At 71.1% G+C, this 21,822-nt stretch carries 17 protein-coding genes; 11 read left to right on the top strand and 6 right to left on the bottom strand.

Features of this window, described 5'->3' with window-relative positions; translation table 11 throughout:
- The first annotated feature begins 41 nt into the window (after positions 1-41).
- The 7 genes from D0Z67_RS21575 to D0Z67_RS21545 all read left to right on the top strand — a co-directional run bounded on the left by D0Z67_RS21575 (position 42) and on the right by D0Z67_RS21545 (position 7,658).
- On the top strand, positions 42-545 hold the full coding sequence (locus D0Z67_RS21575; protein ID WP_037776017.1) for a hypothetical protein: 504 nt from the start codon (positions 42-44) through the stop codon (positions 543-545).
- The gene (locus D0Z67_RS21570; RefSeq protein ID WP_031183478.1) at positions 542-2,062 is read left to right on the top strand and encodes a WXG100 family type VII secretion target; all 1,521 of its coding nucleotides are present in this window, start codon (positions 542-544) and stop codon (positions 2,060-2,062) included. Before D0Z67_RS21575 ends, D0Z67_RS21570 begins: the two co-directional genes overlap by 4 nt.
- A 29-nt stretch (positions 2,063-2,091) precedes the next feature.
- The gene (gene mycP / locus D0Z67_RS21565) at positions 2,092-3,429 is read left to right on the top strand and encodes a type VII secretion-associated serine protease mycosin (RefSeq protein WP_037776020.1); all 1,338 of its coding nucleotides are present in this window, start codon (positions 2,092-2,094) and stop codon (positions 3,427-3,429) included.
- A 57-nt stretch (positions 3,430-3,486) separates the two neighbouring features.
- On the top strand, positions 3,487-3,903 hold the full coding sequence (locus D0Z67_RS21560; protein WP_031183480.1) for a hypothetical protein: 417 nt from the start codon (positions 3,487-3,489) through the stop codon (positions 3,901-3,903).
- Between the two features lie 20 nt (positions 3,904-3,923).
- Complete coding sequence (locus D0Z67_RS21555; protein WP_031183481.1) at positions 3,924-6,194, top strand: DUF6571 family protein; 2,271 nt, start codon at positions 3,924-3,926, stop codon at positions 6,192-6,194.
- Positions 6,191-6,820: a hypothetical protein gene (locus tag D0Z67_RS21550; RefSeq protein ID WP_131589683.1), complete on the top strand. Its 630-nt coding sequence runs from the start codon at positions 6,191-6,193 to the stop codon at positions 6,818-6,820. Before D0Z67_RS21555 ends, D0Z67_RS21550 begins: the two co-directional genes overlap by 4 nt.
- Before the next feature lie 520 nt (positions 6,821-7,340).
- Positions 7,341-7,658: a hypothetical protein gene (locus D0Z67_RS21545; protein WP_031183483.1), complete on the top strand. Its 318-nt coding sequence runs from the start codon at positions 7,341-7,343 to the stop codon at positions 7,656-7,658.
- Between the two features lie 70 nt (positions 7,659-7,728).
- Here the strand turns inward: D0Z67_RS21545 and D0Z67_RS21540 are convergent, their stop codons facing one another.
- Both D0Z67_RS21540 and D0Z67_RS21535 read right to left on the bottom strand, forming a co-directional pair.
- A complete protein-coding gene (locus D0Z67_RS21540) occupies positions 7,729-8,040 on the bottom strand; it encodes a WXG100 family type VII secretion target (RefSeq protein ID WP_031183484.1) in 312 nt (103 codons plus the stop codon).
- A gap of 34 nt (positions 8,041-8,074) precedes the next feature.
- Positions 8,075-8,413: a WXG100 family type VII secretion target gene (locus D0Z67_RS21535; RefSeq protein WP_031183485.1), complete on the bottom strand. Its 339-nt coding sequence runs from the start codon at positions 8,411-8,413 to the stop codon at positions 8,075-8,077.
- A gap of 293 nt (positions 8,414-8,706) precedes the next feature.
- On the opposite strand from D0Z67_RS21535, the gene D0Z67_RS21530 reads away from it, so the two are divergent.
- Positions 8,707-9,036 (top strand): DUF397 domain-containing protein, encoded by a 330-nt coding sequence (locus tag D0Z67_RS21530; protein WP_031183486.1) that lies wholly within the window; start codon positions 8,707-8,709, stop codon positions 9,034-9,036.
- A gap of 59 nt (positions 9,037-9,095) precedes the next feature.
- On the opposite strand, the gene mycP (D0Z67_RS21525) is transcribed toward D0Z67_RS21530, so the two are convergent.
- Both mycP (D0Z67_RS21525) and eccB read right to left on the bottom strand, forming a co-directional pair.
- A complete protein-coding gene (mycP, locus tag D0Z67_RS21525; RefSeq protein WP_031183487.1) occupies positions 9,096-10,313 on the bottom strand; it encodes a type VII secretion-associated serine protease mycosin in 1,218 nt (405 codons plus the stop codon).
- A 29-nt stretch (positions 10,314-10,342) separates the two neighbouring features.
- Entirely contained in the window at positions 10,343-11,866 is a 1,524-nt protein-coding gene (gene eccB, locus D0Z67_RS21520) for a type VII secretion protein EccB (protein WP_031183488.1), read from the bottom strand.
- Between the two features lie 185 nt (positions 11,867-12,051).
- On the opposite strand from eccB, the gene eccE reads away from it, so the two are divergent.
- The 3 genes from eccE to D0Z67_RS21505 all read left to right on the top strand — a co-directional run bounded on the left by eccE (position 12,052) and on the right by D0Z67_RS21505 (position 17,209).
- The gene (gene eccE / locus D0Z67_RS21515) at positions 12,052-13,386 is read left to right on the top strand and encodes a type VII secretion protein EccE (protein WP_078873648.1); all 1,335 of its coding nucleotides are present in this window, start codon (positions 12,052-12,054) and stop codon (positions 13,384-13,386) included.
- Entirely contained in the window at positions 13,383-14,150 is a 768-nt protein-coding gene (locus tag D0Z67_RS21510) for a hypothetical protein (RefSeq protein ID WP_031183490.1), read from the top strand. Before eccE ends, D0Z67_RS21510 begins: the two co-directional genes overlap by 4 nt.
- A 218-nt stretch (positions 14,151-14,368) precedes the next feature.
- The gene (locus tag D0Z67_RS21505; protein ID WP_031183491.1) at positions 14,369-17,209 is read left to right on the top strand and encodes an SCO5717 family growth-regulating ATPase; all 2,841 of its coding nucleotides are present in this window, start codon (positions 14,369-14,371) and stop codon (positions 17,207-17,209) included.
- Between the two features lie 63 nt (positions 17,210-17,272).
- On the opposite strand, the gene D0Z67_RS21500 is transcribed toward D0Z67_RS21505, so the two are convergent.
- The gene (locus tag D0Z67_RS21500) at positions 17,273-18,220 is read right to left on the bottom strand and encodes a bifunctional riboflavin kinase/FAD synthetase (RefSeq protein WP_031183492.1); all 948 of its coding nucleotides are present in this window, start codon (positions 18,218-18,220) and stop codon (positions 17,273-17,275) included.
- 124 nt (positions 18,221-18,344) lie between these two features.
- Positions 18,345-21,725, bottom strand: a complete 3,381-nt coding sequence (locus tag D0Z67_RS21495; protein WP_031183493.1) for a trypsin-like peptidase domain-containing protein — start codon at positions 21,723-21,725, stop codon at positions 18,345-18,347.
- Between the last annotated feature and the right edge of the window lie 97 nt (positions 21,726-21,822).

Here is a 21,822-nt window from a genome sequence, read left to right as displayed (position 1 = left end):
AGGGACGGGGATGACACGGGGAGAACGGGGAGGCGGCCGAGGTGAGTTCGGACGGGGGCGGCAAGGTTCCTGACACGGGGACCGGCTTCGACACCCTGGCGGGGGTCAATCCGGCGATGGCGCTGGACATCCAGCACAACGCCATGAAGAGCTTCAAGAAGCGGGTCGACGCGCTGCTGATCGAGCTGGACAAGTCGGAGGCGGCACCGGGCAAGGTCGGCGAGGACCGGCTGCCGCGGGCCCGGCTCGGGGCGTCCACCTTCAAGGAGGCGCAGTTCCTCCACGACTCGTACACCATCGTCCACGACGAGTTGGAGAACCTCTCCAAGGCACTCAGCGCCCAGATCGAAAGCATGAGCCTCGCGGTCCACGCCTCCCGCGTGGGCTACGAGAACCTCGACGAGGACATCAAGGCGCGGATGCGGGCGGTGAACGCGGAGGCGGAGAAGTATTACGACTCGGCGCGGGATCCTTATGCGCGGCACGCGAAGGGCTCGGCTGCGGCCAAGCCGGGCGCAGGAGAGTCCAAGGAGGGACTGTCGTGAGCGAGCAGAAGCAGCCGAAGCCCGGCCGTACGGACTTCGAGTCCATGACGCATGAGCAGCTCGCGGCCATGCTCGACTCCGCCGACCGGGAGTCGGCGGCCCACCTCGCCTCCAAGCTGCACAAGGCGTCGTCGACGATCAGCAAGATCGGCGACGACCTGATGAAGCACGTCAAAGATCTGGAGTGGCAGGGCAAGGCCGGCGACTCCTTCAGGGACTGGGGCGGCCACACCGCGAGCGCGACCCTCCGGCTCGGCGAGTACGCGGGGGCGGCGTCGCAGTGGATGAGCGAGGTCTCGCAGGCCATCGCCGAAGCGAAGTCATCCATGCCGGCCACATCGGAGACGACCAAGGCAAAGGCCGTGCTGGCCGACGCCCACAAAACGATCGACGCGGCGAAGCTGCCGGGGGCGCGGAACGACCCTGACGCCCGTAAGGCAGCCGCGACCGCCCATTCCGACGCGACCGCCGCCCAGACCCATATCGACGCGACCCGTCAGGACGCCATCCAGCAGATGCGGAAGCTGGCGGAGTCGTATGAGCATTCAGCCGCGCAGATAAACAGCATCACGCCTCCTACATTTGCGCCGGCGTCGGGGCGAACGGGAGATGCTGAGTGGTGGGTCAGTGACGAGCGGGTGGTCCCCGGCAGGTCCACCGAGTACGCCGGGCACCGCACTTCAGACGCGGCCAGTTCTCCAGCCGGCTCCAGGGGAATCGCGCGGTCTTCCGGCGTACACCACGCCGGCTCTGTCCTCGACGCGCCGACACGTTCAAGTGGCCACACCACTGTTCGCCCTGAGCCTGTGTCCCTGAACATCGACAGCGCCGATACGCTCCCACGCACGTCGGCGCCGCCCGCCACGACAGTGGGTCCGACTCTGCCGCAGCGTGAGGTGGCGACGCCGGGGCTGCCGGTCGGCTTGCCGTCGACCTTCACCGGAGGTGGCCGCGTCCCCGGAGCGGGGCTGCCGTCCCGAACGCCCGGCATCGGCCGGCTCCCGCAGGTGCCCGGTCTGGCGAAGCCGATCGAAGGTATGACACGCATGCCTCGGGACTCGGGCATCGTCGGCGGCCGACCGGTCAGCGCAACTGGTCGGTCGGCAAACGGGATTCCACGGGGAACCGTCATCGGAAGCGAGAACGGGCAGGGGCGCACCCCTCTCGGTCGCGCCATCTCGCCCGGCTCCGTGGAAGGAGCTCGCTCCGCAGGGGCCATGGGCGGCTCGGGCCGTCGGCTCGCGTCCGAGACGGGAGGGGTTCTCGGGGGGCGTTCCGGTCAGCCGGGTCGGCCCGGCGGTCGTCCCTTCACCTCGGGAGGCTCCGGACTCGTTCGCCCGTCAGCCAAGGGCAGCAACCAGGCACAGACCTCCCAGGTCGGCCGCACCGGTGCCCCAGGCAGGCCCGCCGACTCGCGCAAGTCTCAGGAGCACGACAAGCGGCCGGACTATCTCGTGGAAGACGAGGAGACCTGGACCAGAGACGGGCGCCGGACTCTGCCCCCCGTTGTCGACTGAGTCCGCCCCAATCAACCCCAGGAAGGCACATGCGTACCAGAGGCATGCAGCGCCGTCGAGTCACCTCCACGGCGGCGGCCGCTCTCGGCCTGCTACTCGTCGGTCTCTCGACAGGTCCCGCGCAGGCGGAGTCCATCCGGGCGCAGCAGTGGTACCTCGATGCCATGCGCGCACCCGAGATCTGGAAGTCGAGTACAGGGCGCGGAATGACGGTTGCCCTCATTGACTCCGGAGTCGACGGGTCACTCGCCGATCTCAAGGGCCAGGTCCTGGACGGGAAGGACTTCTCCTCGTTGCGCGGCGACGAGCACACCGACGTCGTGGGCCACGGCACGTCGATGGCCGCGATAATCGCGGCCACGGGAGCACGCGGAGGGGCAAACGCCTCGTACGGGCTCGCGCCGGGAGCAAAGATCCTGCCCATCCGGATGCTGGACAGCCAAGAAGTAGTCGGTCGGATGGATGCCAATACGGAGTACTCGAAGAAGTTGACACAGGCGATCCGCTACGCCGCCGACTCCAAGGCACAGATCATCAACATGTCGTTGGCGCTGAGCGACTCACGTGATCGCCACGACGTCGGCACTCCCGAACTGGCCGCTGCCGTCCGATACGCCTTGTCCAAGGGGAAGCTGCTCTTCGCGGGGGTCGGCAACAGGGGCGACAAGGAGAATCTGCCTTCTTACCCGGCTTCAACCCCTGGCGTGGTCGGAGTCGGAGCGGTGGATCGGGATGTCAAGGTGGCTGCGTTTTCCCAAAGGGGACCCGAGGTCGACATAGTCGCTCCGGGCGTGGACATGTTCCACGCCTGTACTTCCGCGACTCGGCTCTGCGAGTCGCGAGGTACTAGTGACGCCACCGCGATCGCCTCAGCCTCTGCCGCTCTCATATGGTCGGCTCACCCCGACTGGACCAACAACCAGGTCCTGCGCGTCATGCTGGGCACGCTGGCCAAGCCCGCGAACGGCGAGAACAGGACCGACCTCCTCGGCTACGGCGCTATACGCCCCCGGCGCGCGTTCACCGAGCCCGTGGACCCCGGCCCAGCCGACGTCTACCCCCTCCCCGACCTGGCCGCAGCAGCCGCCAAGTCCCCCTCCCCCGAGGCACCCAAGCCCACGGCTCCCGCCAAGCACGAGAAGGCGGCGCCGAAGTCGAGTGACGGTGGAAACGCCCTCCTCTGGACCGGCGTAGGCGTAGCGGCCGCGCTGCTGATCGGCGCGGTGGTCACCGCCGGCATACTCCGCTCCCGCCGCCGCTCGTCCGCGACACCGCCCCCTCCCGCCTATCCCCCGTACGTCCCGGCCCAGGGCCCGTACAACCACCCCCCGGCGGACCCGCAGCACCACCCGGAGCAGAGGCAGTGAGCGGGCCGGTGTCACCGACCGCCTCAGTCGTCTCGTCCGCGCAGAGAGAAGACGTACATGTCGTTCGATGAGATGTGGGGTCAGGCGCGCACCACGGCGGCCGCCAGACAGCACAGCAGCATGCGGTTGAACCACGTCCCCACGGACCCGGGCGAGGGAGGGGACGGCAAGAAGCTCGTCGCGGACGCCGGCTTCCTCCGTCACCGGGCGAAGAGCGCGGACACCGCCCGCACCGAGTTCGTGAAGACGGACGACGCCGCGAGCAAGGAGACCGGTCAGGTGGCCGGCAGTTTGAAGGGCTTCAAGTCGGGCCCGGCGTTCACCACGTTCATGACCAGGTGGCGCGGCCAGGTCGACTACGTGGAGAACCTGCTGAAGAACGATGTCGCCGGCGCCCTCCGCACCAGCGCCAATGAGTACGCCGCGCGCGAGCAGCAGGAAAAGGCCCGCCACAGCAGGGAACGCCTGAAGTAACGGGCACGAACGGGGATCACATGCTGGACTATCACACCCTTCTCCACGCCGACTTCACCGAGTTGTCCGAGGCGGTGAACAAGTGGCGCAAGCTGCCCGAGGGCTTCAAGAAGGTCCACACCCAGTACTCCAACACCGTGGAGAAGGACCTGGAGGGCTCGGACTGGAAGGGCGCGGGCGCCACCGCCGCGCTCGGCAAGGTGCGGTACGTCGGCAAGCAGATCACCGCCGCGGCGGACGAGGCGCAGGACGTCTACAAGCTGCTGGACGACGCCCACGAGGTTCTCGCCGGCGCGCAGAGGAAGCTGAAGAACCTCACGCATGACATCGAGAGCGACAAGTACCTCTCGATCAAGCCGTCCGGTGAGGTGTACTTCGACCCGCCTGCGGACACCCCGACCGAGAACCTGGCCGCGCTGAACAAGGGCTACCAGGAGTCGCTCCAGGCGTACCGCAGCGGTATCCGCTCCGCGCTGGACACCGCAACGGAGGCCGACGAGACGTTGCACTGGGCGCTCACTCAGGACCGCAACGGCCGTGGCAAGGGCTTCAACCCGAACAGCTACGACAGCATCGCCGCGGCCAAGAAGGGGCGCGAGCAGGCGGACCGGGACCTGCGGGAACTGGAGAAGCTGACCGGCAAGCGGAGCAAGCTGGGGATGGCGTCCGCGCTGGAATCCCTCGATCCGGCCGAGCTGCGGCGTATCAACACCCTGCTCAGCCAGCACGAGGGCGATCCGTACTTCGCCGAGAAGTTCGCCACCCACCTCGGCGGCAAGGGAACGCTCGAACTCTGGACGCGGATCGCCGACCGGGTGCAGACGGGCGATGCCCAGACGAAGGCGTCCGCCGACATCCAGAAGTCCCTGAGCTTCACCCTCGCCACCGCGTCCCACGTCGACAGCCCGGCCATGGACCACTGGAAACGCGACGTCCTCGCCCAGGGCTCCCACCAGATCGACTACCTCGACATGGCCCGCGGCACGACCCAGAAGGGCCCCTTCGGCTTCCAGGTCATGAGCAGCCTCATGCGCTACGGCTCCTACGACCGCGAATTCCTCAACGACTACGGCCACAAACTCATCGCCTACGAAAAGTCCCACAAAGACGACAAGCCGAACGAACTGTGGCGAGCCGAGGGCGACCCTTCCCCCTACCTCAACTTCGACTCCAAGAACGACCAGGGCGTCGACCCGATGGCGGGGTACATGGAGGCGCTGGGGCATAACCCGGACGCCGCGAAGGATCTTTTCTATTCGAAGGAGTGGGACGCCAAAACGAAGGTCGATCCCGACCTGCAGTACCTGCTTGAGAAGCGTGAATGGATTAACGGCAATCCCTTTGCCAAGGATCAGGCGGGTTACGGGTACGACGAACTCGGGCACGCCCTGGAAGCAGCGACCCTGGGAACTCCGTACGACGCTTCGGACGGAACCCTGCACAGGGACGCCAAAACAGTGAACATCATGGAGCAAGTGGCGCGCTCTGTTGGCGAGAAGAGCGATCTTCTCGAGCACAAGCCTGGACTCAGCGACAGCCTGGCTCGCATGGGAGCCGGCTACATGGACGACCTGAATTGGTCTGCGATGGACGAGGGCGGACGAGGCTCAGTTCTTGGTCGCGACCGACTGTTCCACCACGACGGCACCGATCACCTCAATCTCCGTAGCACGACCGCGAATAACTTCCTTTACAACGTCGCACGAGAGGAGGACGGCTACAAGATTCTTTCGTCCGCCCAGCAGGCATTCACACTGGGCGGCATGGAAGCCTATCGAGATGCGCCAGAAGATGCGCAGAAGGTCATCATGAACGGTGGCTACGTTCACGGCGTGCTGGACGAGGCACGCATCTCGGCTGTCGACAAGCAGTTCAAGGATGCTACCGAAAAGATCAACGACAAGCTCGGCGAGTCAGCGGAGTGGAAGAAGTTCGGCGTCAGTCAGGGAGTAGGGCTGGCGACTGGCCTCGTCCTGCTCCCCGTGGGTGGGCCGGCGGTCTCGGCAGCGGCAGCATTCGTTGTTCCCACTTTGGTCGAAGGAGCAGCCAGTGCTGCGGAAACTCAATGGGGGGTAGAGATCGACAGGGAGACGAAGGAAAAGGAGGCGGACCTTTCTGACAAGAACCGAATGACGGCCCAGCGTTTCAGCGAACTCGGCACTCTACGGGCTACGAAACCTGCACTGCTCTACATGCAGCAGCATGACGGAAAAGACATGACGGAAGAAGTATTGAACGCATACGACCGCGGCGCCAACGGGCAGCAGCGTACGCACGGAGGCAGCCGATGAGCCGATACAGTTTGCGCGCGGCAGGTGCGGCACTAGTCGTAGTTCTCTGCGCAGGATGCGGCGGGAACGAAAAACCTCACGGCGAGGCAGCACTGAAAAATGCGTGCGAGGGCGTATTCGACGACGGGTTGATCAACGAAGCACGGAAGAGCGATGACTTCAATGATCTGCATGTCGCTAGCGGAACGTGGTCGCACGCCTCTGCGGTAAAGACAATGTTGAATGAGGATCACGCAGCTTACGCATGCATCCTGGATGACAAGGATTCCCCCGACTCCGACGCGGGGGCTCTGTCCATAAAGTTCACTCCAGGCATGAGAACCCTATTCCCCGAGGATGAGAACCGTAGCTTCGGTGCTTATAAAGCGTACAAGCTGGGGAATGGCATGCAAGCCACGATCGAGGCAGGCGGTGCCGACGTCTACTTCGAGTGCACATCCAAGGACAGGCTGCACCCACTCACCGTCACCGGCACTTTTCATAATGACTTCGATTTGAGCAGTGAAGCGCGCTTCCGCCCCCTATTCCGCTCCTCCCTGAAGGTAGCGAAGCTACTCAAATGCGAGAACGACATCAAGTTCCCCGACCCGGCAACAATGAAGTACCTGCCGCTCAAGAAAGACTAGAAACACTTCATTTCATTCGACGCGATGTGGAGTCAGGCGCGTAACATCGCCGTGGCCTGGCAGCAGAGCTGCATGCAGCTCAATCATGTGTCAGCGTGCGACGCGGGCGGGGGTGTCTCCGACTGCACCGTCACTTCGCCACCACCTCGAGCGGATGCCTTCCACGTCAGCGCCACCACTGGCACCGCTTCGACATAGTTGACCGACAACGGGTTCAAGACCGGCTCCGCGTTGTCCTTCGCGTGGAACTCGTGACGTTCTCAGGCGGAGGCGCTGCTCGGTGCTTGTGCGCGTCTCCAAAACCTCTTGCAGGACGCGGTGTGGACGCACAAGAACTATACGGAAACCCTCAAGACCCATCTTTACATCGAGGAAAGCGACAAGCATTCCAAGTAAGGAAAAATCGAGCATGGTCGCGTTCGATCATCTCCTCGGTGTCCGCCTGGGCAGCACGCAGGACGCCGTGAATGACTGACGGCCTGGTGGGGACCAGTTCGTCACCATCTATTTCCGGGAGGCCATGGTCATCCTGAAGGCGAACTCCGAGTCCGAGAAGACGTCGACGTACTACCGGACGGGAGCCTCGGCGGCGTCCGAAGAGCGAGTGGCCTCGATCTACTTCCACTGCCGAATGGCGAACCCGAAGAAGAACATCATTGTCAACGCCCGGCTGGAGCGCGAGAGCAAGGTCAAGCTCTCGGGCAAGGAAGCCGCTGACAATCAGATGATCGTCGCCAACGCTGCCGCCCAGAGCGTGGCCCAGCAGCTCGGATGTCAGGGGACCGGGCTAACGGCGGGGGCGCCGAAGGCCGTCTCCGGGGTCTACGGGCCCCGCTGAGGTAGCTCGTTCGAGTGGAACGGCGAAGGGGCGCCACGCACGTGCGTGGCGCCCCCTCACCGAACCCGGTTCAGCCCATCAGCATGCGGAAGCGGGCCGCGTTGCCCTGGTCGGTGTCCTGGTAGCCGACGACGGAGTCGTCGAGGAGCTTGGCGATGCGGGCGAGCTTGTGGGTCATCTGGTCCATCTGCTCGCTGCTGTCGCGCTGGATGTCGGCGTAGGCGACCTTCGCCTCGCCCTCCCAGGTCTCGGCGACGGCCTTCACGCGGCGCATGAGGGTCTCGAGCTGTTCGGACAGGTTCTTGGCCGTGTTGCGGACGTCGCTGGCGGCCTGGGTGACGGTGTCGTAATTGACTGCGGTGCGGTCTGCGGAGTGGCTCATGATGCGTTTCTCCCTCGTGGGTGCGGCCGGGAAATCAGGCGAGGTCCGTGATGCGGCTCTTGACCTCGTAGGAGTTGTCGACCTTGCGGATGTCGGAGATCCGCTCCTGCTCCTGGTCGGTGAAGCCGCCGACGCTCGCCCGCATCGCCTCCTCCAGGTCGACGAGGTCGTCCTGGAGCTTCCTGAGGTTCTTGTTCACACCCTGCTGGACGGTGTCGAACTCCTTGCCCGCCGCGCCCTTCCAGCCGGCCTGGATCATGTCGACGACCCGGTTGAGGGACGTCACGCGCTCGCTCACCGTGTGGTGGAAGTCCCTGATGTCGTTCGCGAGTCCGGTGAGCGCGTGTGCGCTGAGGTCAACGCCCGAAGCCATACGTTCTTGCCCTCCTCTTGCTGCGACGGTGACCTTCACCACCGCGACGGGTCCGCCGGAACAAACGTCCCGGCCCTCCTGGCGGGCAAGCCCTGCTGCGTGTTCACGCGCCGCGTGGCCGCAGCGTCGCACCGCCCCCGTGCGGTACCACAGTCGTGGCACCCGGAACCACTCTAGTCATTCCTCCTGGCCCTTCCAACTGCAAAGTCAACATAAGGGAGTTCCGGCTACCGGTACCGTGACGGCTACTGTCGGCACACAGCGTTCAAACGTGGGAAAGGGGTCGCCTCGTCATGACGGAGACGGCTGAGGAGATGAAGGCGCGCAAGGACCGTGAGCGCGACGAGCTGTATGCCCTCGACATCTCCGGCGTCGCCTGGCACTGCGCGCCCGGCGCCGAGGAGCACGAGGAGCGGGTGGAGATCGCCCATCTCCCCGACGGAGCCGTGGCCATGCGGTCCTCGCTCGAACCCGAGACGGTGCTGCGCTACACCGCCGCCGAGTGGCACGCCTTCGTGCTCGGCGCCCGCGACGGGGAGTTCGACCTGACGCCCACCGAGCGCAACGGCGGCCTCATCGCCATCGAGGAGGCCGAGGAGGAGCGCAAGGCCGCTTCCGAGTAGGGCGCCAGAGAGAAGGCGGGAGGCCCCACGGCGAGTTCCTCCCGCCTTCTCCCTTGCGCTCAACGCTTCCGGCGGCGGCGCAGATCGCGCGTGACGACGGCCGTGCCCGCGATGACCGCGACGAGGACGACGGCGATGCCGAGCGCGTAGGTCGCGTAGCGCCGGTCGCGCTCCTCGGGCGACTCGGCCAGCGAGAAGGGCGCCACGTCGGGCACCGGAGCCTTCGACAGACCCGGGTCGGGCGTCGGGCTGGCCGGTGCGGCCGCAAGGTCGGAGTCCTGGACGGCCCGGACCGGGTCGACCACGCCCCAGCCGACGAAGTTGTCGTGGCCGTTGACCGAGCGTTCGGCGGTCTGCTCGATGCGGGTGACGATCTGGGCCGGGCTCCAGTCGCGGTGCTTCTCCTTGAGGAGGGCCGCGACGCCCGCGACGAAGGGCGCCGAGAAGCTGGTGCCGTTGTCGGTGCACTGGCCGCCGCCGGGGACGGTGGACAGGATGTCCACGCCGGGCGCGGCGACGCCGACGAAGGAGCCCGCCTGGGAGAAGGGGGCGCGTTCGTTGTTGCGGTCGGAGGAGGCGACGGCGAGGACACCGGGGAAGGCTGCCGGGTAGGTGTTCTTGACCTTGCCGTCCAGGCCGTCGTTGCCCGCGGAGGCGACCACCACGACCCCGTGCGCGAGCGCCCGGCGGACGGCCCCGGCGAGGGCGGAGGTGCCGGAGAGCGGCTTGGTGGTGTCCTGGGAGATGTTGATGACCCCGGCGCCCTTGGCCACCGCGTGGTCGATCGCCTGGGCCATCGAGTCGGAGTCGCCGCTGTTCCGCGCGTCGTTCTGCCGGATCGGGATGATGGTGGCGTTGGGGGCGAGCCCGACGAACCCGGTGCCCGCGCGGGGGCGGGCCGCGATGATCCCGGCGACCTTGGTGCCGTGGCCGACCTGGTCGTCGGTGGGGTCGGCGCCCTTGCCCTTGGTCAGGAAGTCACGGCCGAGGCCCTTGTCGACGGCCGGTCCCAACTGCGGGTTCTTGGTGTCGACGCCGGTGTCGATGACGGCCACCCGGACGCCCTTGCCCTTGTCGGTGCCGCGCCACAGCTCGTCCAGCAGCACACGCTGGAGCGACCAGGGGGTGCCTTTGACGGTCTTGGCGGGGAAGGTGCACTCGCCGCTGCCGTCCAGGTGGAGGGCGGGTGCGGGCGGGGCGGTGCCGAGGGTGGTCAGCAGTACGGCGGCGGTCAGCAGGGTTGCCTTCGCGGGCAGCACTCCTACGGCGCTCCTCATCGTGTTGTCGTCGCGTGGGAGGTGCGTGCTCACGAACCCTGCGGCTGGCGGGCGCCGTTGGTGTCGAGGCGGGGTCCCTTGGCGAGCAGTTCGGACCAGTCGGCGGGCACCTTGGCGGGCCGGACGTTCTCGTAGCCGAGCTTGACCTGGGCCTCGCTGGGCTCGGGGGTACCGTCGGAGGACTTCTTGGCCTGGGCGCCGATGTCGGAGGTGCGGCTGTCGCTGTCGCCGTTGTTCTGGACGGCGTAGCGCAGGCCGGTGTCGGTGACCAGGAAGAGGCCGCCCGCGGTGGTCGCGGTGCCCTGGCTCTGGGTGTAGAGCAGGCCGGTGCCGGGGGTGACGTAGGTGCTGGTGCCGTCGGCGGTGATCTCGGCCGGGTAGTCCTGGCCGGCCCAGGTGCTCAGGGTGGTGGTGTTGTCCCCGGAGACCGAGCGGAGCACGCTGCACACGGTGTCGCGGCCGGAGCCGGAGTCGACGGCGTTGACCTGACCGGCCCGCTGCTGGGGCCAGTTGGCGGGCTGCTCGGCGAACGGGGCGGGATCGGCGGTGAAGTCCTGGAGGCCGACAGTGCTCGCGTCGCCGTTCATGTTCAGCCTGCCGGTCTGGGGCGAGGTGATGAGCAGCCAGGCGGTGAAGTCGCTGACGGCCTGCACCTTGCCGGGCAGCACGACGTAGTACTTGGTGCCCTCGCCGGTCTCGGTCCGCAGGACCATTCCGACCCGGTTCTCCTGGGGGGAGAGCTGGCCGGGCACCCCGGCGGGGGCGCCGACGTTGGCGGGGAGCCGGGGGAAGCGGATGGGTGCGCCCTGGTGGAGGGTGGCGAGCCATTCCTTGGTGACGGTCTGCGGCTGCCGGGTGCCGACGAGGGCGTTGGTCAGCGGGTCGTTCCCGGTGCCGGTGAGGGCGTACGCGGTGCCGTGGGCGTCGACGAGGTAGCGGGCCCCGGTGCGGGTCCGGACGTAGAGCACGTCACCGCCGTGGAGGCGGCCCGCGCCGTCCGTCCTGGGGGTGTCGCGCGCGGCGAGGACGAAGGTGGCCTGCTGGACGGTCTCGCCCTTGCCGCCCGGCTGTTCGCACACGGCCCAGCGCTTGGCGGTGCCCGCGTCGTCGGCGGCGGGGAGCCGGTCGGGGGCGTAGGGGATGCCGAGGATGGGGCCGCGCGACAGCTTGCCGGAGTCGAGGATCTTGTCGCTGACCTGGATGACCTGGTAGCCGGCGTCGTTCATCAGCAGGCGGGCGGAGGCGAGGTTCAGCACCGGGTGCAGGCGGGTGGTCCTGCCCGTCTTGAGCACGACGTACCGGGTGGTGGACTGCTTGCCGACGATGACCCGGGTGCCGGGCTCGTCCCAGCCGGAGGGGGCGGTGGGCTGGAACATGCCCCAGGCGCCGAACACGGCCAGCGTCAACGCGCCCGCGACCAGGGTCGGTACGACGGCACGCAGCGGCTTGGGGGCGCCTTCCTCGGTCCCGGACGGCGACGGCTGGAGGAAGGCCGCGAGGGTGCGCCTCTTCGCAAACGTGTAGGCGTTGAGTTCATCCCGCCGTGATGCCATAAGTGCCTGCTTCTCCCCGTTGTCGCCCTGGCGGGCACCGGTCCCGCGCCGCGATGTCAGACCGGCCCTCTACTATGCATGGTGGCCGCCGGTGCTGGTGGCGCGGGTAGGGTACCGGGGCCTTCGAGGGCCCCGAATGGGATACCGGGACCTGTGAGTTGTGAGTGATGCGGGGGGATTCGGTGATGGCTTCCGTTACGCGGTCGCGCTTGCGGGGCCGGGCGCGGGCCGGGGCTCCTCGCGCGCCCGAGCCGGAGCCGGGCGCCCCTCAGGCGGAGCCGGGGACTCCGCCCGCCTCCGGCGGAACCCACTTCCGTACGACGAGTGGGCAGGTCGGATCGTTTCGCCTGCAACGGCTCGTACTGCTGGAGCTGGCCGTGGCCGTCCTGGTCGTCGGCTGGATGATCTCGCCGTTCGCGCTGATGCCCGCGGGGCTGGTCGCGGTGGCGCTGGTGCTGCTGGCCGTAGTGCGCCGACGGGGGCGCACGCTCCCCGAATGGCTGGTCACCGCACGGGCGTTGAGGGCGCGTCAACAGCGCGCCCGGAACACCCCCGTCCCGCCGGGCACGGAGCCCGCCCTGGTGCCCGCGCTCGAGTGCGAGCCCGCGCTGCGGACCTACTCGTACGGGGGACGCGACCGGCGCCCGGTAGGTCTGGTGGGTGACGGCACGTTCCTCACCGCCGTGCTCCAGGTGGAGGCCGACGCGACGGCACTGCGCGCGGACCGCAACCGCCAGCCGCTCCCCCTCGCCCTGGTGCGGGACGCGCTGGAGGTCGACGGCATCCGGCTGGAGTCCGCCCAGGTGGTGCTGCACACCCAGCCCGCGCCCGCGCTGCACCTCCCCCAGCAGTCGGTCGCCGTCGCCAACTACCTGCCGCTTCAGGAGCAGACGGGCGCTCCGGCGGTCCGGATCACCTGGATCGCGCTGAAGCTCGACCCCGAGCTGTGCGCGGAGGCGGTGGCCGCGCGCGGGGGCGGGCTCGCGGGGGCGCAGAAGTGCGTGGCGCGGGTCGCGGACCATCTGGCGAGCCGGCTCACGGGCGCGGGCATGCGGGCGACCATCCTCGACGAGGAGGAGCTGATCGGCGCGCTCGCCACCTCCGCCTCCGCCAACCCGCTGGTCACGGCCGAGGCCGGGCGCGGGGAGCGGCGCGAGCGGCGCACCGAGGAGTCCGGGCGCGGCTGGCGCTGCGACAACCGCCGGCACACCACGTACTGGATACGGCGCTGGCCCCGGCTGGGCGGTGAGCGGGGCGAGACGCTGCCGCAGTTCGTCGCGCTGGTCACGGCGACCCCGGCGCTGGCCACCACGTTCAGTCTCACGCTCGCGCGGGCGGAGCGGCAGGAGGTCGCGCTGACCGGTCATCTGCGGGTGACGGGGCGCAGTGACGACGAACTCGTGGCCGCGCGGCGCTCGCTGGAGGGCGCGGCCCGGCACGCCGGGGCGGCGCTCGCCCGGCTGGACCGTGAGCAACTGCCGGGCATGCTGGCCACGTTGCCGCTGGGAGGCGCGCGATGACGAGCACACAGGCGACCACCGCTCCGGAGGCGTCCCCGCGCGGGTTGCGCCGGGCCGGGGAGCGGCTGCGGAAGGGGTTCGGGCTGCTCGGCCCCCGGCACGGCCGGCACCTGCTGCCCGCCGCCGAACTGGACGCCCTCGCGCTGCCCATCGGCGACGACGGCGTGGTGGCCGGTGTGGACACCGAGGGGCGTCCGGCGGTGCTGGGCGTCAACCGGCCGACCCCGTACGACGTGGTGCTGATCGGCGGACTGTGGACGGCGCAGGTGCTGGCGCTGCGCACGGCGGCCACCGGGGCGCGGGTCGCGGTGGAGACCGGCCGGCCGCAGGCGTGGATGCAGATGGTGCACGCCATGGGCGGCGGGCAGAACGGCCTGTCGGTGTACGAGGTGGGCCGGGTGCCTCCGCAGGGCGCGTCCGCGGGCACACCGGTGCTGGTGGTGCGGGACTGCGGGATGCGGCCGCCGCGCGGGCGGGTGGCGGCGGGGCCCTGGCAGTCGGTGGTGACGCTGCTGCCGTATCTCTCCCCGGTCGCGCCCCGGTTGCTGCGCCAGGCGCGGCTCACCGGTATCCAGCGGGTCTCGCCGGACGAGGCGGCCGAGCTGGGGCGCACCATGGGGCTGTCGCGGACCGAGGTCGAGTCGCTGCCGGGGCTGCCCGACGGGGTCACCCTGTGGTGCACCGACCGGGACCGGCAGTACGTGCTGACGCAGCCCACCGACGCGGAGGTCGGGCTGCTGGGCAACCCGCGCCGGATGGACTGAACCGACCTTTCCCGTCCGCTTTGTTCGCGTTGTGAGCGTTTCAGGTGTGAACCGGGCCTGCCGGGGTGAGGCTCGTGGTGATTAGGCTGGGAGCGGGCGCGATGCCGAAACCTGTGGACGGGCGCCGTCCCTGGGGGGAACACCGGTGGACCGGACCGTCGTACGGCCCGGTCGGCCCCGGCACGCGTTGAAAGTGCTCGACCACATCAGGAGGAACTGTGAGCAGCGATCGGGACGGTATGCGCGGGGGCTGGGCCACACCCGACGACGACCAGCCCGACGCGGAGTCGGCCGTCGAGAACACGGGCGAGTTCACCATCGACTACGCGCCGCCCGCCTGGTACACGCAGAACGCGTCGGCCTCCGGCGGTTCGGCCGGTGGGGGCACGCACGGTTCCGGTGAGCCTGCTCCGGTGCCGCCGTTCCCGGCCGCGCCGCCGGCGTCCGGTGCGCCGTACGCCCCTCCCGCGCCCTCCGCTCCGCCCGCGCCGCCGGCCGGCGCTCCGGTGCCGGTGCCGGTGCCGCCGCAGCTTCCGACGGGATTCGAGGCGCAGCGGGCCGAGGAGACCCCCTCGCCCGCACCGGAACCCGAGCCGGAGAACGGGGATCTGGAGTCGGGCGCGACCATGCGCTTCTCAGCTGCCGCGTTGAAGCGGGAGATCACGGAGCGCGAGGCGGCCGACGACCGGGCGGCGGACGCCGATGACGAGGACGCCGAGGGTACGGTCGGCGCGGACGCGGACGCGGATGCCGGTGCTGCCCCCGCCTCCGCCCAGGACGGCGACGACGAGCCGAGTGCCGCTGATGAGACCGAGGACGAGGACGCCCCGGCCGAGCCGGAGTCCGCCCAGGACGACCCCACCGAGGACGAGCCCGAGCAGGAGGCCGAGGCCCCGGAGGCCGACGCCGAGCACGAGAACGCCCTGGCCGCCGAGCCCACCGCCGCCGAGGCCCCCGCCTCCGAAGCCGCCGCCTGGACTCCCCCGCCCGCCCCTCAGCAGGGTGTCCCCCCGCTGCCCCCGTCGTACCAGCCCGCCGCGCCCGCCCCGGCGGCGCAGTGGCCCGCGCAGGCCGGTCCCATGCCGGGTCAGCCGCCGCACGCGCCCCCGCAGCAGCCGCCCGCCCCGCCGCAGGGCGCCCCGGCCGCGTGGGACCAGGCGGCCCCCAACCAGCCGACCCCGCCCCCCGGTTACGGCTTCCCGCCCCAGCAGCAGAACGCCCCGCAGCCGCCCCCGGCGCCGGGCTACGGCTTCCCCGCGCAGCCCAACCCCCCAGCCCAGCAGCCCGCTTACGGCTCGCCCCAACAGCAGCCGACGGCCCCCACCCCGCCGCCCGGCCCCGCCTTCCCGCACCAGCAGACCGACTCCCCGAAGCCTCCCAACAGCCCTGCCGCGCCCGCCGGTTACGGCTTCCCGCAACCCCCGGCAGCCACCACTCCGCCCCCGGGCCACGGCTTCCCCCAGCAACAGACGGACTCCCCGCAGACGCCCAACCCCCCTGTTCCGCCCGCCGGTTACGGCTTCCCGCAGCAGGGCACTCCCCAGCAGCCCCCGGCCGCCCCGACCCCGGGCTTCCCCCGCCAGCAGGCCGACTCCCCCCAGCCGCCCAACCCCCCTGCCCCGCCCGCCGGTTACGGCTTCCCGCAGCAGGGCACTCCGCAGCAGCCCCCGGCCGTCCCCACCCCGCCCCCCGGCTACGGCTTCCCCCAGCAGCAGACCGACTCTCCGCAGCCCAACCCCCCTGCCCCGCAGCCCGGTTACGGGTTCCCGCAGGGGGCCGAGGGTCAGGCGCCCGTGGACCCCCGTGCCGGTGCCGCATGGCCGCAGCCCGTGCAGCACGACCACCGGCAGCCCACGCACCCCGGTGCCGCGCCGCTCGGTTACACCGCGGCCGTGGAGCTGTCCTCCGACCGTCTGCTGAACAACAAGCGGCAGAAGACGCGCAGCGGGCGTCCCTCGGCGGCGGCGTCCCGGTTCAAGCTGGGCGGCAAGAAGGAGGAGGCGGAGCGGCAGCGCAAGCTGGAGCTGATCCGTACCCCGGTGCTGTCCTGCTACCGGATAGCGGTGATCAGCCTCAAGGGCGGTGTCGGCAAGACGACCACGACGACCGCGCTGGGTTCCACACTGGCCTCGGAGCGGCAGGACAAGATCCTCGCCATCGACGCCAACCCGGACGCCGGCACGCTGGGCCGCCGGGTGCGCCGGGAGACCGGCGCGACCATCCGTGACCTGGTGCAGGCGATCCCGCATCTGCACTCGTACATGGACATCCGCCGCTTCACCTCGCAGGCGCCCTCCGGTCTGGAGATCATCGCCAACGACGTGGACCCGGCCGTGTCGACCACGTTCAACGACGAGGACTACCGGCGCGCGATCGACGTGCTCGGCCGCCAGTACCCGGTCATCCTTACCGACTCCGGCACCGGCCTGCTCTACAGCGCGATGCGCGGGGTGCTGGACCTCGCCGACCAGCTCATCATCATCTCCACGCCCTCGGTGGACGGCGCGAGCAGCGCCAGCACCACGCTGGACTGGCTGTCCGCGCACGGCTACGCCGATCTGGTCTCCCGGTCGATCACCGTCATCTCCGGGGTCCGCGAGACCGGCAAGATGATCAAGGTCGACGACATAGTGTCGCACTTCGAGACGCGCTGCCGGGGAGTGGTCGTGGTGCCGTTCGACGAGCATCTGTCGGCCGGTGCCGAGGTCAACCTCGACATGATGCGGCCGAAGGTGCGCGAGGCGTACTTCACGCTCGCGGCGATGGTCGCGGAGGACTTCGTACGGCACCAGCAGGCGCACGGGCTGTGGACCCGGGACGGGAACCCGCCGCCGGTCGCCGCACCGCCGATGCCGGGGCAGCAGGCTCCCGGCCAGCCGTACCCGCCGCAGCAGCACCCGCAGCAGCCCCAGCCGTTCGTGCCGGGCCAGCAGCAGTACCCGTACCCGCCGCAACAGCCGCAGCCGCAGCCGCAGCCGGGTCACCCGTACCCCCCGCAACCCGGCGCGCAGCAGTACCCGTACCCCGGCCCGCCGCAGGCGCAGCCCCCGCAGCAGTAGGCGCACACGACGAAGGGCGGCCGGTGCTCAGCGCACCGGCCGCCCTTTCACATCCACCGAGCGCTACGCGTCCGCGGCCACGATCTCCCGGCACCGCTGCACGTCCGCGCCCATCTGCACCAGCAGGTCGTCCAGCGACTCGAACTTGGCCTGGCCGCGCACATAGGCGAGGAACTCCACGGCGACGTGCATCCCGTACAGGTCGAGGCCGACGCGGTCGATCGCGTACGCCTCCACCGTGCGCTCGGTGCCGTCGAACTGCGGGTTGGTGCCGACCGAGATCGCGGCGGGCATCGTCTCGCCCTGGGCGTACAGGTACCCGGCGTAGACGCCGTCGGCGGGGATCGCGGTGTGCGGCAGGGTCTCCACGTTGGCGGTGGGGAAGCCGAGTTCGCGGCCGCGCTGGGCGCCCCGGACGACCACACCCTCCACCCGGTGCGGGCGGCCCAGGATCTCGCGGGCCCCGGCGACATCGCCCTCGGCGATCAGGTTGCGGGTCAGCGTGGACGAGAACGGCTTGCCGCCGCCGGCCTCACCGGTGACGTACAGATCGACGATCTCCACCTCGAAGTCGTAGACCCGGCCCTGCTCGGCGAGGAAGTCGACCGTGCCGGCCGCGCGGTGCCCGAAGCGGAAGTTCGGGCCCTCCACGACGGCCTTGGCGTGCAGCTTGTCGACCAGCACCTTGACGACGAAGTCGGCCGGGGAGAGCTGCGAGAACTCGGTGGTGAAGGGCAGTACGAGCACCGCGTCGACCCCGAGGTCCGCCATCAGTTCGCAGCGGCGCGGGTGCGGGGCGAGCAGCGGGGGGTGGCTGCCGGGCCGCACGACCTCGCTGGGATGCGGGTCGAAGGTGACCACGACGGCCGGGACGCCCAGCTTGCGGGCGCGGTCGACTGCGTGCTCGATGATCAACTGGTGGCCGCGGTGGACACCGTCGTAGGACCCGATGGTGACGACGCTGCGCCCCCAGTCCTGAGGGATGTCCTCCAAGCCACGCCAGCGCTGCACTGTGACCGCTCCTCGAACCCGTGTCCGTGTCTGACTCTTGTGCAGGTCCAAGAGTGCCATGCCGGGTCACCGGGCTCCGCATCGGTACGCCCCCTGTGACCGGGCGCACGCCGAAAACCCCTGCTCACGCGGGTACGGGTGTCCCGGCACGCTCCTCGATCGCGCGCCGGACACGGGGCCCGACGACGGCGGACCACTCCTCGGGCGCCTCCGCCAGCCAGCCGGCGAGCCGGGCGCCGAGGCCGGGCAGCTCGCGGACCAGGCCGGTCAGCCGGTGTTCGCCGCCCCCGGGGCTACGGCCCAGCAGCCGGGCGGTGCGGTGGACGAGCCCCCGGGCCTCCTCAACGGCCGGCCCCGCGCCGTCGCTGTCGTCGCCGTCGAGGAGGGCGGCGGCCGCGCGCAGGACCGCGACCAGCACCTCCGGGTCCCGTTCGTGGGCGAGGAGCAGGTCCAGGAGTTCGCGGCGCAGCGGGGTGGTGGCCGGGGTGCCGGTGGCGACGAGGACGGCGGCCAGGGCGGCGCGGGCCGCCTCGAAGCCCTTGCCGAGCAGCCCGGTGAGCAGCGGCAGCAGCTCGGTACGGGCGGTGGGTCCGTGGCCGAGGCGCATGTCGACGTACTCGGCGACGCAGGGAGCGGCCTCCGCGCGGGGCGCGACCGTCTCCCGGACCAGGGCGGCGGTACGGCGGGCGAGCGCCGGGTCGGTGACGTCGGCCAGCGCGCGCAGGGTGAGGGCGGGGTCGGGGCCGCGCAGCCGGGCGCGGAAGGCGTCGAGCACGGTGTCGGGGTGGGTGGCCAGGGCGGGGAGGAGCGCGGTGGGCGGCAGGCCGCGGTCGCCGGCCGCGAAGTGGCGCAGCGCCCTCGGCAGGTGCTGGTCGCGGCTGACCGGGTCGACGGTGAGCAGGGCCAGTGCGCCACCGTGCAGGGCGCGGTCGGCGGGGCGGGCCAGCAGGGCGTGGGCGGCGCGGCGCAGCAGGGTGTGGTCGGCGGCCGTACCGGTGTGGGGCGCGGTGCGGCGGGCGAGGACCAGGGCGGTGGCCCGGCGGGCGGGGTCCTCGTCACGGGCCCAGCGGACGACGGCGCGGCAGGCGGCTGAGGGTTCGTCCTCGGCGAGGACGGCGAGGAGTTCGACGGCTCTGCGGTGGCCGCTGTCGATCAGGGCCTCGGTGAGGTGGTCGAGCGCGCCGTAGCGGTGGGTGTGCAGGAGGGCCTGGGCGGCGGTGGCCACGGTGGCGTGCGGGGTGGCGGGCAGCGGGCGCTCGTCCTCGAACCAGCGGGTGAGGTACGGCTGTGCCGCGGCCGGGTCGGCGGCGAGCAGCCGGGCCGCCGCGTCCAGGTACCGCTCCCCCGCCCCCTCGGCCACCGCCGGGTCGGCCGGCACCAGCCGCCGCAGCAGGGCGAACCGCTCGGCGTCGGGCAGCGCGAGGGCGGTCCAGAAGCCGGGCCCGAACTCCTCCGGCACCGCCTGCCCCGCGCGCCGCCAGGCCACGATCCGGTCGGCCAGGAAGCGCAGCTCCTCCCGATAGGGCAGCGCGTCCGGGGTGCGCGACAGGGTCCGGGAGAGCAGCCGGGCGGCCCACCAGGACCCGGGGTCGAGATCGAGGGCGTCGGCCAGCTCCCGCAGCCGGAAGGCGAGTTGGCGGGGTCCGCTGCGGCGCCCGAGGAGCAGCAGGGCCTGGACGACGGGCCCGATCCGGTGGTGCGGCACCGGCATCACCCCGGCCGGGCGCTCGGCGCGCGGGCGGTGGACCAGGACGTGCAGCGCCTCGTCCAGGTCGAGATGCGTGCCCTGCACCCAGTCCGCGAACTCCTGGTGCGCGAACCGGTATCCGCCCCCGGAGCGGATGAGCAGCCCCTCGTCCAGCACGGCCGACGCCCACCCGGTGCCGCCGCCGAGCCGGGCCGGGGCGCGCCCGTGCGGGAAGACGGCCGCGAAGTCCTCCCGGTCCAGCAGGCCCAGCCCGTGCCCGAGGGACCGCCGGGCGGCTTCGTGCACCTGTCCGGCGACCCGGGTGGCGAGGCGCCGTACGGCGGTGTCGTCCAGCCCGTCGGCGGCGGCGACGCGCTCGGCGACGCGGAGGCATGTCAGGTCGAGGTGGGCGGCGAAGACCTCGTGCCGGTCCAGCGGGCGCACGGGCGCGTCGACCGGCAGCTCGGACAGCAGGCGCAGGGCGAGCGGGTGCCGGGCGTCGGCATCGGTGAGGGCGCCGTCGGGGACGCCGTACCGGGAGCGGGCGGTGCGGGCCTCCTGGCGGGTGAGGCCGGTCAGGGGCAGGCGCGCGGGGAACCGGTCGGCGACGAGTTCCCGGAACTCCTCCCGGCAGGCCAGCACCAGCCGGGTCCCGGTGGCGCGCAGCCACGCGTCGGTCTCCCGGGCCCAGCCGGTCAGCAGGGTGGCCGGCATCTCCTCGGGATTGTCGAGGCAGAGCAGCAGCGGGCGTCCCTCGCGGGCGGCGAGCGCGGCGAGCGGTTCGGGGTCGAGGTCGCCGAGGTCGGCGGTGCGGATCGCTCCGGAGGCGGCGGCGACGGGCGCGGCCCGCTCCAGCGCGCGGCGGACGGCGTCGGCCACGGAGTCGTCGGTGGGGCGCAGGTCGGCCCCGCGCAGCCACAGCGTGGGAGCCGGGGCGTCAGCCCGGCGGCGCCGTGCGGTGAGCGCGGCCAGCTCGGTCGTACGGCCGCTGCCGGGGTCGCCGGTGAGCGCGAGCACGGGGTGCGGGCCCGCCATGAAGTCGGCCAACTCCCGCTCCACCGCAGGGCGTTCCACGATTCCGGGCAGCCCGGTGAGGGTGCCGGGCGGGCCGTCCTGGCTGACGGAGGCGGCGCAGAGCTGGAGGACACCGGCGAGGTTGAGGTCGGTGCCGTAGGCCGGGACGGTGGCCGCGTTGCGGGCGAGCAGTTCGGTGAGCGCGGGGTCCGTCCCGCCGCCGGGGCGTACGGGGGCGGCGAAGCCGGAGTCCCGGCCCGCGGAGCGCAGGGTGGCGCCGAGGACGCCGAGGACCGCGCCGGTACGGGCGTCGAGCACGGGGCCGCCGGTCGTGCCGCCGCCGGGGCGGAGCGCGTCGCGGGCGGCGGTGCCGAGGGCGAGTTCCAGCGCGTCGCCCAGCACCTGGCTGCCGCCACCGGCCGGGTAGGCGGCGGGGGCGGCGGTGAGCACCCGCGCCTCGCGCCAGCCGCCCGCGGCGAGCCGTACGTAGGTACCCGCCTCGATCCGGTCGCGGACGGTCAGCGGGAGCGGGGCGATGCCCAGGTTCTCGGTGCGGACGAGGGCGAGGCCGTGGCGGGGCAGGGGGACGACGGCCTCGGCGTCGACCACGCGCGTGCGGTCGTCGGCCGCGCGCAGCACGAGCCGGTCCAGGCCCTCGACGGCCTCGTGGCTGGTGAGCAGGGTGCCGCGGTGGTCGGCGAGGAAGCCGACGCCGCGCGGGCGCCCGGAGAGGTCGAGGATGCGCACCACGGCGTCCGTACCGTCCCCCACGCCGCTCCCCGCTCGCGGCCCCTCTCCCGCCATGGTCCTGCCTCCCCAGCCGTGCACCCGCGTCTCACCTCGACGGTAGGCGCGCGATGATCACCGGAACAGGGCGCGGGGAGAAAGCGCCCCCTTCCGC

This window comes from Streptomyces seoulensis (genome assembly GCF_004328625.1).
In the GTDB taxonomy this organism is placed as follows: Bacteria; Actinomycetota; Actinomycetes; order Streptomycetales; family Streptomycetaceae; genus Streptomyces; species Streptomyces seoulensis.
Note: the sequence above shows the minus strand (reverse complement) of the source record. Positions and strands in the feature narration are given on the sequence as shown.

Excerpts from the sequence above, each read along its gene's own strand:
- mycP (WP_037776020.1), top strand. The coding sequence starts at position 2,092 with ATGCGTACCAGAGGCATGCAGCGCCGTCGAGTCACCTCCACGGCGGCG.
- D0Z67_RS21560 (WP_031183480.1), top strand. The coding sequence starts at position 3,487 with ATGTCGTTCGATGAGATGTGGGGTCAGGCGCGCACCACGGCGGCCGCC.
- D0Z67_RS21555 (WP_031183481.1), top strand. The coding sequence starts at position 3,924 with ATGCTGGACTATCACACCCTTCTCCACGCCGACTTCACCGAGTTGTCC.
- D0Z67_RS21550 (WP_131589683.1), top strand. The coding sequence starts at position 6,191 with ATGAGCCGATACAGTTTGCGCGCGGCAGGTGCGGCACTAGTCGTAGTT.
- D0Z67_RS21545 (WP_031183483.1), top strand. The coding sequence starts at position 7,341 with ATGGTCATCCTGAAGGCGAACTCCGAGTCCGAGAAGACGTCGACGTAC.
- D0Z67_RS21540 (WP_031183484.1), bottom strand. The coding sequence starts at position 8,040 with ATGAGCCACTCCGCAGACCGCACCGCAGTCAATTACGACACCGTCACC.
- D0Z67_RS21535 (WP_031183485.1), bottom strand. The coding sequence starts at position 8,413 with ATGGCTTCGGGCGTTGACCTCAGCGCACACGCGCTCACCGGACTCGCG.
- D0Z67_RS21530 (WP_031183486.1), top strand. The coding sequence starts at position 8,707 with ATGACGGAGACGGCTGAGGAGATGAAGGCGCGCAAGGACCGTGAGCGC.
- mycP (WP_031183487.1), bottom strand. The coding sequence starts at position 10,313 with ATGAGGAGCGCCGTAGGAGTGCTGCCCGCGAAGGCAACCCTGCTGACC.
- eccB (WP_031183488.1), bottom strand. The coding sequence starts at position 11,866 with ATGGCATCACGGCGGGATGAACTCAACGCCTACACGTTTGCGAAGAGG.
- eccE (WP_078873648.1), top strand. The coding sequence starts at position 12,052 with ATGGCTTCCGTTACGCGGTCGCGCTTGCGGGGCCGGGCGCGGGCCGGG.
- D0Z67_RS21510 (WP_031183490.1), top strand. The coding sequence starts at position 13,383 with ATGACGAGCACACAGGCGACCACCGCTCCGGAGGCGTCCCCGCGCGGG.
- D0Z67_RS21495 (WP_031183493.1), bottom strand. The coding sequence starts at position 21,725 with ATGGCGGGAGAGGGGCCGCGAGCGGGGAGCGGCGTGGGGGACGGTACG.